Source organism: Streptomyces sp. NPDC091279 (assembly GCF_044757465.1).
Taxonomy (GTDB): domain Bacteria; phylum Actinomycetota; class Actinomycetes; order Streptomycetales; family Streptomycetaceae; genus Streptomyces.
In genome coordinates, this window is sequence record NZ_JBIVVA010000011.1 from 119,332 (window position 1) to 135,128 (window position 15,797).

Genomic DNA, 15,797 nt, shown 5'->3' on the forward strand with positions numbered 1-15,797 from the left:
GCCGTTAGGATCGACGACCTGATGACTGCCACTCTCGTCGCCAAGAACCTCGCCGCCGGACACGGTGAGCGCTCCCTGTTCACCGGACTCGACCTCGTCGTCGCGCCCGGGGACGTGATCGGCCTGGTCGGTGCCAACGGCGCCGGCAAGTCCACCCTGCTCAGGATGCTCGCGGGCCTCCTCGCGCCGGAGGCGGGGGAGCTGCGCCTGTCCCCGCCGTCGGCGACCGTCGGCCACCTCCCGCAGGAACCGGAACGCCAGCCGGGCGAGACCGTGCGGGACTTCCTCGCCCGCCGCACCGGCGTCACCGAGGCCCAGCGGATCATGGACGAGTCGACCCAGGCACTCGTCGACGGAGCACCCGGCGCCGACGACGCCTACGCCACCAGCCTGGAGCGCTGGCTCGACCTCGGCGGCGCCGACCTCGACGAACGCGCCGAGGAGGTCGCCGACTCGCTCGGTCTGACCGTCGACCTCGACCAGCCCATGACCTCCCTCTCCGGCGGCCAGGCCGCCCGTGCGGGCCTCGCCTCCCTGCTGCTGTCCCGCTACGACGTCTTCCTCCTCGACGAGCCCACCAACGACCTCGACCTCGACGGCCTGGAGCGCCTCGAACGCTTCGTGAGCGGCCTGCGGGCCGGCACCGTGGTGGTCAGCCACGACCGCGAGTTCCTCACCCGCACGGTCACCAAGGTCCTCGAACTCGACCTCGCCCAGGGCCAGATCAACCTCTACGGCGGCGGCTACGCGGCCTACCTCGAAGAGCGCGAGGTGGCCCGCAGGCACGCCCGCGACGACTACGAGGAGTACGCCGACAAGCGCTCCGCCCTCCAGGACCGGGCACAGACCCAGCGCTCCTGGATGGACAAGGGCGTCAAGAACGCCCGCCGCAAGGCGAACAACGACAACGACAAGATCGGCCGCAAGTTCCGCAGCGAGGCCAGCGAGAAGCAGGCCGCGAAGGCCCGGCAGACCCAGCGGATGATCGAACGCCTGGACGTCGTCGACGAGCCCCGCAAGGAGTGGGAGCTGCGCATGGAGATCGCGTCGGCCCCGCGTTCCGGCGCCGTCGTCGCGACCCTGCGGGACGCCGAGGTGCGCCGCGGCGACTTCACGTTCGGGCCGGTCACCCTCCAGATCGACTGGGCGGACCGGGTCGCGGTGACCGGCGCCAACGGAGCCGGCAAGTCGACGCTGCTCGGCGCGCTCCTCGGCCGCATCCCGCTGGACGCCGGTGCGGGCGGGCTCGGCTCAGGCGTCCTGGTCGGCGAGGTCGACCAGGCCCGCCAGCTGTTCCACGGCACGGAGTCCCTGCTCGACGCGTTCTGCGCGGCCGTCCCCGACACCGAACCGGCCGATGTCCGCACCCTGCTGGCCAAGTTCGGCCTCAAGTCCGGCCATGTACTGCGCCCGGCGACGGGCCTCTCCCCGGGCGAACGCACCCGCGCCGCCCTGGCCCTCCTCCAGGGCCGAGGCGTCAACCTCCTGGTCCTCGACGAGCCCACCAACCACCTGGACCTCCCGGCGATCGAACAGCTGGAGTCCGCCCTCAACACCTACGAGGGCACCCTCCTCCTCATCACCCACGACCGCCGCATGCTCAACGCAGTCCAGGTAACCCGCCGCCTAGAGGTAACAGCAGGAAAACTGACGGAACACTAGAACGCCGGGTGCGGCAGCGCCCCTGAAAGGGGCGCGGGGAACTGCGCGACCAGCCACGACGGCGCCGCAGTTCCCCACAGCCCCAGTTCCCCACGGCCCCAGCCCCCCCACGGCCCCAGCCCCCCACGGCCCCCAACAAGCCCCTAGCGCCTCCCCTTCGGGGGTTCCGTCAACCCCGCCCGGCGCAGAGCATCGGCCATCGCACTGTTGGCAGGCGCCGGCGCCGACGCCCCCTGACGCCGCCCCCGCTCACCGCCCCCCTCACGTTGAGGGCGCTGCTGCCGAGGCTGGGGCGCACGCCCGCCCCGAGAAGACCGCCGCTCACCCCCGTCCCCCTGCCGCTCCCCGCGAGGACTCGCCTCATCGTCCAACCGCAGCGTCAACGAGATCCGCTTCCGCGGAATATCGACGTCCAGCACCTTCACCTTCACGATGTCCCCGGACTTCACCACGTCCCGCGGGTCCTTCACGAACGTCTTCGACAGCGCGGACACATGCACCAGACCGTCCTGATGGACACCGACGTCCACGAACGCCCCGAACGCCGCGACGTTCGTGACGACGCCCTCCAGGACCATGCCCGGCGCGAGGTCGGAGATCTTCTCGACGCCCTCCTTGAAGGTGGCCGTCTTGAAGGCGGGACGCGGGTCGCGGCCGGGCTTCTCCAACTCCTTGAGGATGTCGGTCACGGTCGGCAGACCGAACGACTCGTCCACGAAGTCGTCCGCGCGCAGCGACCGCAGCACCGACGTGTTGCCGATGAGCGCCCCGACCTCCTGCCCGGACGTCTTCACCATCCGCCGCACCACCGGATACGCCTCCGGGTGCACGCTGGAGGCGTCCAACGGGTCGCCGCCCCGGATACGCAGGAAGCCCGCGCACTGCTCGAACGCCTTCGGGCCGAGCCGCGCCACGTCCTTGAGCTGACGGCGTCCGGTGAACGGGCCGTTGGCGTCGCGGTGCGCCACGATGTTCTCCGCGAGGCCCGAGGTGATGCCGGAGACGCGGGACAGGAGCGGCGCCGAGGCCGTGTTGACGTCCACGCCGACGCCGTTCACACAGTCCTCCACCACCGCGTCCAGCGAACGCGACAACTTCACCTCGGACAGGTCGTGCTGGTACTGGCCGACCCCGATCGACTTGGGGTCGATCTTCACCAGCTCGGCCAGCGGGTCCTGGAGCCGACGCGCGATGGAGACCGCGCCGCGCAGCGACACGTCCATCTCGGGCAGCTCCTGCGAGGCGAACGCGGACGCCGAGTACACGGACGCGCCCGCCTCCGACACCATCACCTTGGTGAGGTTCAACTCCGGGTGCTTGGCGATCAGTTCACCGGCGAGCTTGTCGGTCTCGCGGGACGCCGTGCCGTTGCCGATCGCGATCAGCTCGACCGTGTGCGCGGCGGCGAGCCGGGCCAGCTTGGCGATCGCCTCGTCCCAGCGGTTGGCCGGGACATGCGGGTGGATGACGTCGGTGGCGACGACCTTGCCGGTCGCGTCCACCACGGCCACCTTCACGCCGGTGCGGAAGCCGGGGTCGAGACCGAGCGTCGCGCGCGTGCCGGCCGGGGCGGCGAGCAGCAGGTCGCGCAGGTTCGTCGCGAACACCTGGACGGCCTCGTCCTCGGCGGCGGTGCGCAGCCTCAGCCGCAGGTCGATGCCGAGGTGCACCAGGATGCGGGTGCGCCAGGCCCAACGCACGGTGTCCTTCAGCCACTTGTCGCCGGGCCTGCCGCGGTCGGTGACGCCGAAGCGGTGCGCCACCGTGCCCTCGTACGAGGACGGGCCCTCGGTCGCCTCCTCCGGCTCCAGGACGAGGTCGAGGACCTCCTCCTTCTCGCCGCGCAGCATCGCCAGCACGCGGTGCGAGGGCAGGGCGGTGAACGGCTCGGCGAAGTCGAAGTAGTCGGCGAACTTCGCGCCCGCCTCCTCCTTGCCGTCCCGCACCTTCGCGGCCAGCCGCCCCCGCACCCACATCCGCTCGCGCAACTCGCCGATCAGGTCCGCGTCCTCGGAGAACCGCTCGGTGAGGATCGCCCGCGCACCGTCCAGGGCGGCCTGCGGATCGGCGACGCCCTTGTCGGCGTCGACGAACGCGGCGGCCGCCGCCAGCGGTTCGACCGTCGGATCACCCAGCAGCCCGTCCGCCAGCGGCTCCAGGCCCGCCTCACGCGCGATCTGCGCCTTGGTGCGCCGCTTCGGCTTGAACGGCAGATAGATGTCCTCAAGCCGCGCCTTGGTCTCGGCGCCCCGGATGCGCGCCTCCAACTCCTCGGTCAGCTTGCCCTGCTCACGCACCGACTCCAGGATCGCGGCGCGCCGCTCCTCCAGCTCCCGCAGATAGCGCAGCCGTTCCTCAAGCGTGCGCAGCTGCGCGTCGTCGAGCATCTCGGTCGCTTCCTTGCGGTAGCGGGCGATGAAGGGCACCGTCGAACCGCCGTCCAGCAGCTCCACGGCAGCCCTGACCTGCCGCTCCCGTACGCCGAGCTCCGCGGCGATCCTGCCTTCGATGGACCCTGTCACCAGGGACCCGGGTGTCGTCACGATGCCGTACCGCCTTCTCACTGAGGTTGCGCCGCAATTGTGGCAGGTGGCACTGACAACCGGGGCTCAGGGCGCCGCCGTCACCGCTTCCCGCGCAGATCCTCCGGAAACGCCCCGGCCGCCACCACGGCGCCCGCGAACCCGCCCGCCAACTCGGTCAGCCGGGCCACTCCCTCGGCGCCGAGATGGTCATAGGGCGCCCGGTCCAGCCGGTCCGTCCGCGCCTCGATCTCCTCCCGCAGCGCGACCCCCGCCCCGGTCAGCTCGCCGTCGCCGTCCAGCAGCCCGCGCTCCCGCAGCCGCCCGCACGCCGCGTCCCAGTCCGCCTGCTCCCAACCGCGCGTCAGGAACGCCCACTTGGGCCGCATGCCCTTGCCCGTGGCGGTGTGCGTCACCACCGCCTCCAGACCGTCGAGCCCGGCCTCGATCAGCGCCGCGAGGTGACCGTCCCCGCGGTGCTCACGCAGCAGCGTCGCGGCGTGGAAGTACGCGAGGTGCGCCTCCTTCGGCACCGGCAGGTCGGCGTGCGCCGCGTACAGCGGGCGGCCGGGCCGGGTGCACGCCTCGGCGGCGCGCAGCGCGAGTCCGGCGGCCTCCGCCATCGCCTCGGAGGCGAGGGTCTCCGCTCCCAGCAGGCGCCGCAGCGTCGCGTCGGCGGCACGCGCGCGTGCGGCCAGCACCTGCTCCGGCGCGGCGATGTCCCAGACGGCGGGAACGTATCGGGCGACGAGTTCGTACTTGTAGTTGTAGAAGGTCGCCGCCACCGTCCCCGCGCCCACCCGCCCCAGCGCCGCCGACCGCAGGGCGAAATTGACCGCAGGCCGTTCCTTGATGCCCAGCGCCGCCATCTCCTCGACCAGGTCGGGCGAGAAGTACAGCGTGGAGTGCACGGAGTTGAGCACGGTGTGGCAGCGGCGGCCGGCGCGTGGTTCCAGAGCGGAAGTAGTCATGCCCCGCACGTTACCCACTGGTCGGTAGGGCATGAAGGGGTGAGCGCCGATGGCTGAAAAGGTGGGGAGAACGTCGTTGCGGACGTCCCGTGGCTCGCCAAGAATCGACGTCATGACGCAGCACACCGTTCTCGTGCTCCTCTTCGACGGCGTCCAGAGCCTGGACGTCACCGGCCCGGTGGAGGTCTTCGCCGGCGCCGATACGGCCGCGCCGGGCAGCTACCGCATCCGCACCGCGTCCCTCGACGGCGCCCCCGTCCGCACCTCCAGCGGCCTCACCCTGCTGCCGGACGGTGCCCTCGCCGACGTTCCCGAGCCGCACACCCTGATCGTCCCCGGCGGTATCGGCACGCGGGACGCCGACCCGCGTCTGACGCGGTGGCTGCGGGCGCACGGCCCCGGCGTCCCGCGCCTGGTGTCGGTCTGCACCGGCGCGATCCTGCTCGCCGACGCCGGACTGCTGGACGGCCGCCGCGCCACCACCCACTGGGCCTACTGCGAACAGTTCGCCCACGACCACCCGGCCGTCGAGGTCGACCCCGATCCCATCTACGTCCGTGACGGCCACGTCGCCACCTCGGCCGGCGTCACCTCGGGCATCGACCTCGCGCTCGCCCTGGTGGAGGAGGACCTGGGCCGACAGCTCGCGCTGACCGTCGCCCGGCACCTGGTGGTCTTCCTGCGCCGCCCCGGCAACCAGGCGCAGTTCAGCGTCCAGCTGGCCGCCCAGACCGCCCGGCGCGAGCCGTTGCGCGAGGTCCAGCAGTGGATCACCGAACACCCCGCCGACGACCTGAGCGTCGACGCCCTCGCCGCCCGCGCCGCGCTCTCGCCCCGTCACTTCGCCCGCGCCTTCGAGGCGGAGACCGGCACCACCCCCGGGCGTTACGTCGACCGGGTCCGCCTCGAACACGCCCGCCGCCTCCTGGAGGACACCGGCGACGGCGTCGAGGAGATCTCCCGGACCTGCGGCTACGGCACCCCCGAGGCCATGCGCCGCGCCTTCGTCAAGGCCCTCGACACGGCCCCCGCCGAGTACCGCCGCCGGTTCCGCCCCGCACCCGCCCACCGTTAGGAACCCCGATGCAGATCGCCATCGTGCTGTTCGACCGCTTCACCGCCCTGGACGCCGTCGGCCCCTACGAGACCCTCGGCCGACTCCCGGGCGCGCGGACCGTCTTCGTCGCCGAGCGGACCGGCCCCGTCCGCAACGAGGCGGGCACCCTCGCCCTCACCGCCGACCGCACCCTCGCCGACGTACCGCGCCCCGACCTCGTCGTCGTCCCGGGCGGCCCGGGCCAGACCCCGCAGATGACCAACGACACCCTCCTCGACTGGCTGCGCACCGCCGACGCCACCAGCACCTGGACCACCTCGGTGTGCACCGGCTCCCTGCTGCTCGCCGCCGCCGGACTGCTCAGGGGCCGCCGCGCCACCTCCCACTGGCTCGCCCTGGACGCCCTCAAGGAGTACGGCGCCGAACCCACCGGCGAGCGGGTCGTCACCGACGGCAAGTACGTCACCGCGGCCGGCGTCTCCTCCGGCATCGACATGGGCCTGACCCTGCTGGGGAGGATCGCCGGCGACGAACACGCCCAGGCCGTCCAGCTGTTGACCGAGTACGACCCCCAGCCGCCCTACGACGCCGGGTCGCCCGAGAAGGCGCCCGCCCAGCTGGTGGCCGAGCTGCGCGCGGGGAGCCGGTTCAGCCCGATGTAGTCCAGGTGAAGTGCGGCGCCCGGCGCTCCAGGAACGCGGCGACGCCCTCCGCGGTGTCGCCGCTGCCGCGCGCCTGCGCGGTCCAGTACGCGTCACGGTCGGTCCGCCCGTTCGCGAACTCCTTCGCCGCCGCCTGCGTCAGCTGCGAACGGGACGCCAGGACGCGGGTGAACTCCGCGACCCGCTTGTCGAGTTCGCCCTCCGGCAGCACCTCGTCGACCATCCCGGTGCGCAGCGCCCGCCCGGCGTCGATCAACTCCCCGGAGAACAGCAGGTACTTGGCGGCGGCCGGACCCACCAGCGCCACCAACCGCCGGGTGGAGGAGGCCGCGTACACGATCCCGAGCTTCGCCGGTGTCACCCCGAACAGCGCGCCCTCCTGCGCGAACCGCAGATCGCAGGCCGCCGCCAACTGCGCGCCGCCGCCCACACAGTGCCCCCGGATCGCGGCCAGCGTCGGCTTCGGGAACGCGGCGAGCGCCTCCTCCGCCGCCACCGCGAGCCCCTGCGCCGTCGCCGAGGACCCGCGCAACGTCGAGATGTCGGCCCCGGCGCAGAACGTCCCGCCCTCCCCGGTCAGCACCAGCGCCCGCACCTCACGGTCGGCGGCGAGCGTGTCGAGCAGCGGCGGCAGGGCGGCCCACATCGCGGCCGTCATGGCGTTGCGCTTGGCGGGGTGACGGATGACGACGGTGGCGACCGAGTCGGCGACGCGGTGGGACAGTTGGGGCTCCATGATCCGGATGCTAGCGGCACGTCCGGCACGCGGGAGCGGGAGGGAGCCGGGCGAACCGGGCGCGGGCCGCGCCAAACCCGGAACGCCCGAACTGTCGGGAAGGCGGCGCGCGGCGGACAGCAGTGGTCACCCGGCCGACCAGGTCATTCGCAGATGGTCAGAAACGTTCGATATTTGCTGACTTCTGTTCAGGTTTCCGGGCGCGGGGCCGCCGTTGCCACCATTCGACGGGTGGTGACAACCGAGTGCGAGGGTGGCGACCGGACGATGGACAACCAGGGGCGCGGGGCAGGCCCACGCCCGGACGACACGACGGAAGGGGTTCCCGCAGGACATGAACCGCTGCCCTACGAGGGCGTCTGGAGGTTCACGGCACCCGCCGTCGACGCCTCGGTCCCGCAGGCGAGACATGCGGTGCGGGACCTGCTGCACCGGCAGGGCGTGCCGGTCTCCGACGATCTGGTGCAGGGCCTCCTGCTGATCGTCTCCGAGCTGGTCACCAACGTGGTCAAACACGCGGCGCTGCTGTCGCCGACGTTCGCCGTGGAGATCGCCGTCGGCCCCGCGTGGGTGCGGGTGTCGGTGGAGGACAACCACCCCTACCGCCCGACCGCCCTGGAGACCGACCACGGTCGCACCGGTGGGCGGGGGCTGCTCCTGGTGGGGGAGATCACCCGGGAGGTGGGCGGCGTCTGCGACGTCGAGCACACCGCGAGCGGCGGCAAGGTGATCTGGGCCGCCCTGCCGCTCAAACCCGTACCGGTGGCCTGACGGTCACCAGCCCGCGGACGGGCCCGTCAGCTCCCTGATCGCCGGACGGGCCGTGTCCAGCACCGTCATGAACCAGGCCGAGAACGTGTCCCGCGCGTGCCGCTCGGCCAGTTCGGCGGGGGTCACGAACACGATCTCCCCGACCTCCTCCGGGTCGGGCCGCGCCGCGGACTGCACCAGGCCGATGAACAGGTGGTTGTACTCCTGCTCGACCAGCCCGGACGCCGGGTCCGGGTGGTTGTAGCGGACGGTGCCGGCCGCCGCGAGCAGCGAGGGCGACACCCCCAGCTCCTCGTACGTGCGCCGGGCCGCCGCCGCGAACGGCGCCTCGCCCGGGTAGGGGTGCCCGCAGCAGGTGTTGGACCAGACTCCGGGGGAGTGGTACTTGCCCAACGCCCGCTGCTGGAGCAGCAGTCGGCCGCGCTCGTCGAAGAGGAAGACGGAGAAGGCGCGGTGCAGTTGTCCGGGTGGCTGGTGCGCGGCGAGTTTCTCCGCGGTGCCGATCGTGACGCCGTCCTCGTCTACCAGTTCCAGCAAGATCGCGTCCGCGGTGCCGTTCGACGAGCTGTGCGTCGCGGTGGCAGGTGTGATCGGCATACCCATCCTTCGCATCGGTCCTTGCGCCCCCCAGTCTGCCGTACGAATCAGGCGCTCCCGGAACTTACCGGCGCCTTCGTCTGTTCCGGATGCAATCTGGGGTGGTGAAGAAGGGCGGGTAGGCGCGCGAAAAACACCAGTGCGCCCCCTATTCCCGCGGGCCGGACGGCCGCCTCAGTGACAGAGCTTGGCCTCGTGCTCGGCGTGCCCGACCGGCTCCAGCTGGAAGGTGCAGTGCTCCACGTCGAAGTGGTCGCCGATGCACTCCTGCAACTCGTGCAGCATCTTCTCGTGGCCGATCGCGCTGAGCACGTCCGAGCGCACGACCACATGCGCCGACAGCACCGGCATCCCCGAGGTGATCGTCCAGGCGTGCAGGTCATGGACGTCCTCGACGCCGTCGAGACCCAGGATGTGGGAGCGGACCTCCGCCATGTCGACGCCCTTGGGCGCCGTCTCCAGGAGCACGTCGAGGGTCTCGCGCAGCAGCTTCAGGGTGCGCGGCACGATCATCAGGCCGATGACGAGCGAGGCGATCGGGTCGGCCGCCTGCCAGCCCGTCGTCAGGATCACCACCGCCGAGAGGATCACCGCGAGCGAGCCCAGCGCGTCCGCCGCCACCTCCAGGAACGCCCCCCGCACATTCAGGCTCTCCTGCTGGCCGCGCACCAGCAGCGTGAGCGACACCATGTTGGCGACCAGACCGATCGCACCGAACACGATGGTCAGCCCGCCCTCGGTGGCGGCCGGGGTGATGAACCGCTGGACCGCCTCGACCAGCACATAGCCGCCGACGCCGAGCAGCAGCAGACAGTTGGCGAGCGCCGCCAGGATCTCGGCGCGGGCGTAGCCGAAGGTGCGGTTGCCGACCGCCGGGCGGTTGGCGAAGTGGATCGCGAGCAGCGCCATGCCCAGGCCCAGCGCGTCCGTGGCCATGTGCGCCGCGTCCGCGACCAGCGCGAGCGAGTCGGCGAGCAGCCCGCCGATCACCTCCACCACCATCACGCCGAGCGTGATCGCCAACGCCACCCGCAGCCGTCCCCGGTACGCGGCGGCCGCCGTCCCCGTGGTCGGCGCGTGCGTGTGCCCGTGGTCGTGCCCAGCCCCCATGACGGCAGCCCTCCTTCGCTCGGTCCGGGTGGACAGTGAACTACGGGTGGGGGGTATCCGCAACGCGGCACTGAACACCGTTGTCATCTCATCTGACCTGCGGAAACGAAGCGCAGGTCAGGGCAGCCTCAGTTCCCCCGCGCCGTCCGGTGCCGAGCGCTGTCATGTCCCGGATGCCCGGTCTGGGTGCGCGGTTTGTCGACGGGCCCTTCGATCACCCATGATGATCTCGGCGAAGGCCGGTGGAGTGGGCGTCGAGCAGCCCGTGAACGGGCGGTGAACGCACGCCTCCGGGCATCCGATAGCCTCTGCCGACACATCGCCCGCCTGGCTCGGCCACGGCGCGCCCCCCACGTCATGCTCATGACCGGCGCCCCCGCGTCGGCACTCAGGGAGTGAGTTCGGTTGTCGACCGCCATCCTCACCGGACCGCCGGTGCCCGGAGCGTCGATCGAGAGTGATCTACGCTCCCTCGGCTTCGACGTCCGGATCGCCGCACACCCCGCCGAGGCGGAGACGCTGCTGGCCCAGGTGGACGGCGAGGAACGGGTCGCCGTCGTCGACGCCCGCTTCGTCGGCCACCCGCACGCGCTGCGCCTCGGCCTCACCGACCCGCGCTTCCCGCTCGCCGCGATCCCCGGCGCCGTCACCGCCCAGCCGGCCGCCCGCCGCCAGCTGACCCGCGCGATGGCCCGGGAGAACAGCGCGGGCGGCGCCACCACGGTCGCCGTCGACAGCCTCCCCGACCGCATCACCGCCGCCCTCGACGCCGACGACGCCGATGTGCGCCGCCCCGACCTCGGCAGCCTGGTCGCCGCCGTCCCGGCCGACCCGCAGGCCCGCAACGAAGCACGGCAGGCCGTCGCCGCCGTCGACGACGAGGCCGTTCGCCTCAAGTCGGCGGTCAAGGCCCGCGACGGCTTCTTCACCACCTTCTTCATCAGCCCCTACTCCCGCTATCTGGCCCGCTGGTGCGCCCGGCGCGGACTGACCCCCAACCAGGTCACCACCGCCTCCCTGCTCACCGCGCTGATCGCGGCGGGCTGCGCGGCCACCGGCACCCGGGGCGGCTTCGTCGCGGCCGGCGTCCTGCTGATCGCGTCGTTCGTCCTGGACTGCACCGACGGCCAGCTCGCCCGCTACTCCCTCCAGTACTCCACCCTCGGCGCCTGGCTCGACGCCACCTTCGACCGCGCCAAGGAGTACGCCTACTACGCCGGACTCGCGCTCGGCGCGGCCCGTGGCGGCGACGACGTATGGGCCCTCGCGCTCGGCGCGATGATCCTCCAGACCTGCCGGCACGTCGTCGACTTCTCCTTCAACGAGGCGAACCACGACGCCGACGCCAACACCAGCCCCACCGCCGCCCTCTCCGACAAGCTCGACAGCGTCGGCTGGACGGTCTGGCTGCGCCGGATGATCGTCCTGCCGATCGGTGAACGCTGGGCGATGATCGCCGTCCTGACGGCCGTGACGACCCCCCGCATCACCCTCTCCGTCCTGCTCGTCGGCTGCGCCCTCGCCGCCCTCTACACCACCGCCGGCCGGGTGCTGCGCTCGGTGACCCGCACGGCGCGCCGCACCGACCGCGCCGCCCGGGCGCTCGCCGACCTCGCCGACAGCGGCCCGCTCACCGCGCTCCTGGTGCGCGCCGGGGCGGGACGCCTCGGGGTCCCCGCCGCCGTCGCCGCGGCCCTCGCCGCCGCCCTCGTCGTCGTCCCCGCCCTGCTCTGGGGCGCCTCCTGGGCCACCGTCGGCTGCGCCGTGCTCTCCGTCCTGGCCTCCGCGCGCGCCGTCGCCCGCCCCCTCAAGGGCGCCCTCGACTGGCTGGTGCCGCCCTTCTTCCGGGCCGCCGAATACGTCACCGTGCTGGTCCTCGCGGCGAAAGCGGACGTGAACGGGGCGCTTCCTGCGGCTTTCGGGCTGGTGGCCGCCGTCGCCTACCATCACTACGACACGGTGTACCGCATCCGCGGGGACGCCGGAGCGCCGCCCGCCTGGCTGGTGCGCGCCATCGGGGGGCACGAGGGGCGGACGCTGCTCGTGGTCGTCCTCGCCGCGCTGCTCACCGGCGCGCAGTTCGCGCTCGCGCTCACGGTGCTCGCCGTGGCCGTTGCCCTGCTGGTGCTCGTCGAGAGCATCCGCTTCTGGGTGGCCTCCCATCTGGGAGGCGCGCCCGCCGTACACGATGAAGGAGAACCCGCATGATCGGCCTCGTGCTCGCGGCCGGCGCCGGACGGCGTCTGCGCCCCTACACCGACAGCCTGCCCAAGGCGCTGGTGCCGGTGGGGCCCGCGGGGATAGAGGACAGCATCACGGTCCTGGACCTGACCCTCGGCAACTTCGCCGAGATCGGTCTGACCGAGGTCGCGATCATCGTCGGCTACCGCAAGGAAGCCGTCTACGCCCGCAAGGAGGCGCTGGAGGCCAAGTACGGCCTCACGCTCACCCTCATCGACAACGACAAGGCCGAGGAGTGGAACAACGCCTACTCCCTGTGGTGCGGCCGGGACGCCCTCAAGGACGGCGTGATCCTCGCCAACGGCGACACCGTGCACCCCGTCTCCGTCGAACGGACGCTGCTCGCCGCCCGCGGTGAGGGCCGGCGGATCATCCTCGCCCTCGACACCGTGAAGTCCCTCGCCGACGAGGAGATGAAGGTCGTCGTCGACCCCGCCAAGGGCATGACGAAGATCACCAAGCTGATGGACCCGGCCGAGGCGACCGGCGAGTACATCGGCGTCACGCTCATCGAGGGCGACGCCGCCCCCGAGCTGGCCGACGCGCTGAAGACGGTCTGGGAGGCCGACCCGCAGCAGTTCTACGAGCACGGCTACCAGGAACTGGTGAACCGCGGCTTCCGCATCGACGTCGCGCCGATCGGTGACGTCACCTGGGTGGAGATCGACAACCACGACGATCTCGCTCGCGGACGGGAGATCGCATGCCAGTACTGACCCGGCTGATTCCCTCGCCGGTCGTCGTCGACATCCGCGCGGGTGCCCTCGACGACCTCGCCTGCGTCCTCGCCGACGAGCGGATCTCGCACTCCGGCAAGCTCGCCGTCGCCGTCAGCGGCGGCTCAGGCGCCCGGCTGCGTGAGCGCCTCGCGCCCTCGCTGCCCGGCGCCACCTGGTACGAGGTCGGCGGCGGCACCCTCGACGACGCCGTCCGGCTGGCCACCGACATAAAGACCGGCCACTACGACGCCGTGGTGGGCCTCGGCGGCGGCAAGATCATCGACTGCGCCAAGTTCGCCGCGGCGCGCGTCGGCCTGCCGTTGGTCGCCGTGCCGACCAACCTCGCGCACGACGGCCTCTGTTCACCGGTCGCCACCCTCGACAACGACGCGGGCCGCGGCTCCTACGGCGTGCCCAACCCGATCGCCGTCGTCGTCGACCTGGACGTCATCCGGGAGGCTCCGGCGCGGTTCGTGCGGGCCGGTATCGGCGACGCCATCTCGAACATCAACTCCGTCGCGGACTGGGAGCTGGCCAACCGGGTCAAGGGCGAGAAGATCGACGGTCTCGCCGCAGCCATGGCCCGCCAGGCCGGCGAGGCCGTGCTGCGCCACCCCGGCGACATCGGCGACGGCGACTTTCTCCAGGTGCTCGCCGAGGCGCTGGTCCTCACCGGGGTCGCCATGTCGATCTCCGGCGACTCGCGCCCCGCCTCGGGCTCCTGCCACGAGATCAACCACGCCTTCGACCTGCTCTTCCCCAAGCGCGCCGCCAGCCACGGCGAGCAGTGCGGCCTGGGCGCGGCCTTCGCGATGTATCTGCGCGGAGCCCATGAACAGGCCGCGTACATGGCGGAGGTCCTGCGCCGCCACCACCTGCCGGTGCTCCCGGAGGACATCGGGTTCACGGTCGCGGAGTTCGTGCGCGCCGTCGAGTTCGCCCCCGAGACCCGCCCCGGCCGCTACACCATCCTCGAACACCTCGACCTCAAGACCGACCAGATCAAGGACACCTACGCCGACTATGTCAAGGCCATCGGTAGCTGAACTCCGCCCGGTCGTCCACCCCGCGGGGGTGAAGGACCGGCGCAGTGGTGAGCACTGGATGGGGCGCCTCTACATGCGAGAGGTGTCCCTGCGCGTCGACCGCTACCTGGTGAACACCAGGGTCACGCCCAATCAGCTCACCTACCTGATGACCCTCTTCGGCGTCCTCGCCACCCCGGCGCTGCTGGTGCCGGGGATCACGGGCGCCGTCCTCGGCGTCGTCGCCGTCCAGATGTACCTGCTCCTGGACTGCGTCGACGGCGAGGTCGCCCGCTGGAAGCAGCAGTTCTCGCTGGGCGGCGTCTACCTGGACCGGGTCGGCGCCTACCTCACCGACGCGGCCGTCCTGGTCGGGTTCGGCCTGCGCGCCGCCGACCTGTGGGGCACCGGACGCATCGACTGGCTGTGGGCCTTCCTCGGCACCCTCGCCGCGCTCGGCGCCATCCTGATCAAGGCCGAGACCGACCTGGTCGGCGTCGCCCGGCACCAGGGCGGCCTGCCCCCGGTCAAGGAGGCCGCCGCGGAGATGCGCTCCTCCGGCATGGCGCTGGCCCGCCGGGCCGCCGCCGCCCTCCAGTTCCACCGGCTGATCCTCGGCATCGAGGCGACGTTGCTGATCCTCGCCCTCGCCGTCGTCGACCAGATCCGCGGCGACCTCTTCTTCTCCCGGCTCGGCGTCGCCGTGCTGGCCGGCATCGCGATGCTCCAGACCGTGCTGCACCTGGTCTCGATCCTGGCGTCGAGCAGGCTGCGATGAGCGCCCTGAAGGTCGGCGCCGTCATCATCACCATGGGCAACCGCCCCGAGGAACTGCGCGCGCTGCTCGACTCGGTCGCCAAGCAGGACGGCGACCCGGTCGAGGCGGTCGTCGTCGGCAACGGCTCACCCGTCCCGGACGTCCCCGACGGCGTCCGCACGGTCGAACTGCCCGAGAACCTCGGCATCCCCGGCGGCCGCAACGTCGGCATCGAGGCCTTCGGCCCCAGCGGCCGCGACGTCGACATATTGCTCTTCCTCGACGACGACGGCCTCCTCGCCCAGCACGACACCGCCGAACTCTGCCGCCAGGCCTTCGCGACCGACCCCAAGCTCGGCATCGTCAGCTTCCGCATCGCCGACCCCGACACCGGCGTCACCCAGCGCCGTCACGTGCCCCGGCTGCGGGCCGCCGACCCGATGCGCTCCTCCCGGGTCACCACCTTCCTCGGCGGCGCCAACGCCGTCCGCACCCAGGTCCTCGCCGAGGTCGGCGGCCTGCCCGACGCCTTCTTCTACGCCCACGAGGAGACCGACCTCGCCTGGCGGGCCCTCGACGCAGGCTGGCTGATCGACTACCGCGCCGACATGGTGCTGCTGCACCCCACGACCGCCCCCTCCCGGCACGCGGTCTACCACCGGATGGTCGCCCGCAACCGCGTCTGGCTGGCCCGCCGCAACCTCCCCGCCCCCCTGGTCCCCGTCTACCTCGGGGTCTGGATGCTGCTCACGCTGCTGCGCCGGCCCTCGCGCCCCGCCCTGAAGGCGTGGTTCGGCGGTTTCCGGGAAGGCTGGAGCACACCGTGCGGACCCCGCAGGCCCATGAAGTGGCGTACGGTGTGGCGGCTGACCCGGCTGGGCCGTCCTCCGGTGATCTGACAAGCTCGTCCCTGTGAGCGTTCGGCCCCGGACCGGGTCCGGCCTCATGTCATGCCCGCACCCGGCTG

At 72.2% G+C, this 15,797-nt stretch carries 14 protein-coding genes; 9 read left to right on the forward strand and 5 right to left on the reverse strand.

The annotated features are described in order from the left end of the window. Positions 1 to 21 precede the first annotated feature (21 nt). Positions 22 to 1,662: an ABC-F family ATP-binding cassette domain-containing protein gene (locus ACIQOU_RS26850; protein WP_401539943.1), complete on the forward strand. Its 1,641-nt coding sequence runs from the start codon at positions 22 to 24 to the stop codon at positions 1,660 to 1,662. 143 nt (positions 1,663 to 1,805) lie between these two features. Here the strand turns inward: ACIQOU_RS26850 and ACIQOU_RS26855 are convergent, their stop codons facing one another. Both ACIQOU_RS26855 and ACIQOU_RS26860 read right to left on the reverse strand, forming a co-directional pair. Next, positions 1,806 to 4,205, reverse strand: coding sequence for a Tex family protein (locus ACIQOU_RS26855; RefSeq protein WP_401539945.1), 2,400 nt, complete (start codon positions 4,203 to 4,205; stop codon positions 1,806 to 1,808). 80 nt (positions 4,206 to 4,285) lie between these two features. Beyond that, positions 4,286 to 5,155 (reverse strand): hypothetical protein, encoded by an 870-nt coding sequence (locus ACIQOU_RS26860; protein WP_401539946.1) that lies wholly within the window; start codon positions 5,153 to 5,155, stop codon positions 4,286 to 4,288. Between the two features lie 112 nt (positions 5,156 to 5,267). Between ACIQOU_RS26860 and ACIQOU_RS26865 the strand changes: the two genes are divergently transcribed. Beyond that, on the forward strand, positions 5,268 to 6,230 hold the full coding sequence (locus ACIQOU_RS26865; RefSeq protein ID WP_401539948.1) for a GlxA family transcriptional regulator: 963 nt from the start codon (positions 5,268 to 5,270) through the stop codon (positions 6,228 to 6,230). Between the two features lie 8 nt (positions 6,231 to 6,238). Further along, positions 6,239 to 6,874, forward strand: coding sequence for a DJ-1/PfpI family protein (locus ACIQOU_RS26870; RefSeq protein WP_401539950.1), 636 nt, complete (start codon positions 6,239 to 6,241; stop codon positions 6,872 to 6,874). Here ACIQOU_RS26870 and ACIQOU_RS26875 read toward each other — a convergent pair. Continuing rightward, complete coding sequence (locus tag ACIQOU_RS26875) at positions 6,861 to 7,610, reverse strand: enoyl-CoA hydratase/isomerase family protein (RefSeq protein ID WP_401539953.1); 750 nt, start codon at positions 7,608 to 7,610, stop codon at positions 6,861 to 6,863. The genes ACIQOU_RS26870 and ACIQOU_RS26875 overlap by 14 nt on opposite strands. 267 nt (positions 7,611 to 7,877) lie before the next feature. Here ACIQOU_RS26875 and ACIQOU_RS26880 point away from each other — a divergent pair, with 267 nt between their 5' ends. Further along, complete coding sequence (locus tag ACIQOU_RS26880) at positions 7,878 to 8,381, forward strand: ATP-binding protein (RefSeq protein ID WP_401540522.1); 504 nt, start codon at positions 7,878 to 7,880, stop codon at positions 8,379 to 8,381. Between the two features lie 3 nt (positions 8,382 to 8,384). Here ACIQOU_RS26880 and idi read toward each other — a convergent pair whose 3' ends face one another. Together idi and ACIQOU_RS26890 are read right to left on the reverse strand one after the other, a co-directional pair. After that, the gene (gene idi / locus ACIQOU_RS26885; RefSeq protein ID WP_401539955.1) at positions 8,385 to 8,978 is read right to left on the reverse strand and encodes an isopentenyl-diphosphate Delta-isomerase; all 594 of its coding nucleotides are present in this window, start codon (positions 8,976 to 8,978) and stop codon (positions 8,385 to 8,387) included. 174 nt (positions 8,979 to 9,152) lie between these two features. Further along, the gene (locus tag ACIQOU_RS26890; protein WP_401539958.1) at positions 9,153 to 10,088 is read right to left on the reverse strand and encodes a cation diffusion facilitator family transporter; all 936 of its coding nucleotides are present in this window, start codon (positions 10,086 to 10,088) and stop codon (positions 9,153 to 9,155) included. A 405-nt stretch (positions 10,089 to 10,493) separates the two neighbouring features. On the opposite strand from ACIQOU_RS26890, the gene ACIQOU_RS26895 reads away from it, so the two are divergent. From ACIQOU_RS26895 to ACIQOU_RS26915, 5 genes are read left to right on the forward strand one after another with little or no spacing between them, the layout of a single operon-like run. Then, complete coding sequence (locus ACIQOU_RS26895; RefSeq protein WP_401539960.1) at positions 10,494 to 12,296, forward strand: DUF5941 domain-containing protein; 1,803 nt, start codon at positions 10,494 to 10,496, stop codon at positions 12,294 to 12,296. Next, complete coding sequence (locus ACIQOU_RS26900) at positions 12,293 to 13,045, forward strand: sugar phosphate nucleotidyltransferase (protein WP_401539962.1); 753 nt, start codon at positions 12,293 to 12,295, stop codon at positions 13,043 to 13,045. The genes ACIQOU_RS26895 and ACIQOU_RS26900 overlap by 4 nt, the downstream gene beginning before the upstream one ends. Next, positions 13,033 to 14,094: an iron-containing alcohol dehydrogenase family protein gene (locus ACIQOU_RS26905; RefSeq protein ID WP_401539964.1), complete on the forward strand. Its 1,062-nt coding sequence runs from the start codon at positions 13,033 to 13,035 to the stop codon at positions 14,092 to 14,094. The genes ACIQOU_RS26900 and ACIQOU_RS26905 overlap by 13 nt, the downstream gene beginning before the upstream one ends. Beyond that, entirely contained in the window at positions 14,072 to 14,851 is a 780-nt protein-coding gene (locus ACIQOU_RS26910; RefSeq protein WP_401539967.1) for a CDP-alcohol phosphatidyltransferase family protein, read from the forward strand. Before ACIQOU_RS26905 ends, ACIQOU_RS26910 begins: the two co-directional genes overlap by 23 nt. Before the next feature lie 5 nt (positions 14,852 to 14,856). Further along, positions 14,857 to 15,729, forward strand: coding sequence for a glycosyltransferase family 2 protein (locus ACIQOU_RS26915; RefSeq protein WP_401540525.1), 873 nt, complete (start codon positions 14,857 to 14,859; stop codon positions 15,727 to 15,729). Positions 15,730 to 15,797: the final 68 nt, after the last annotated feature.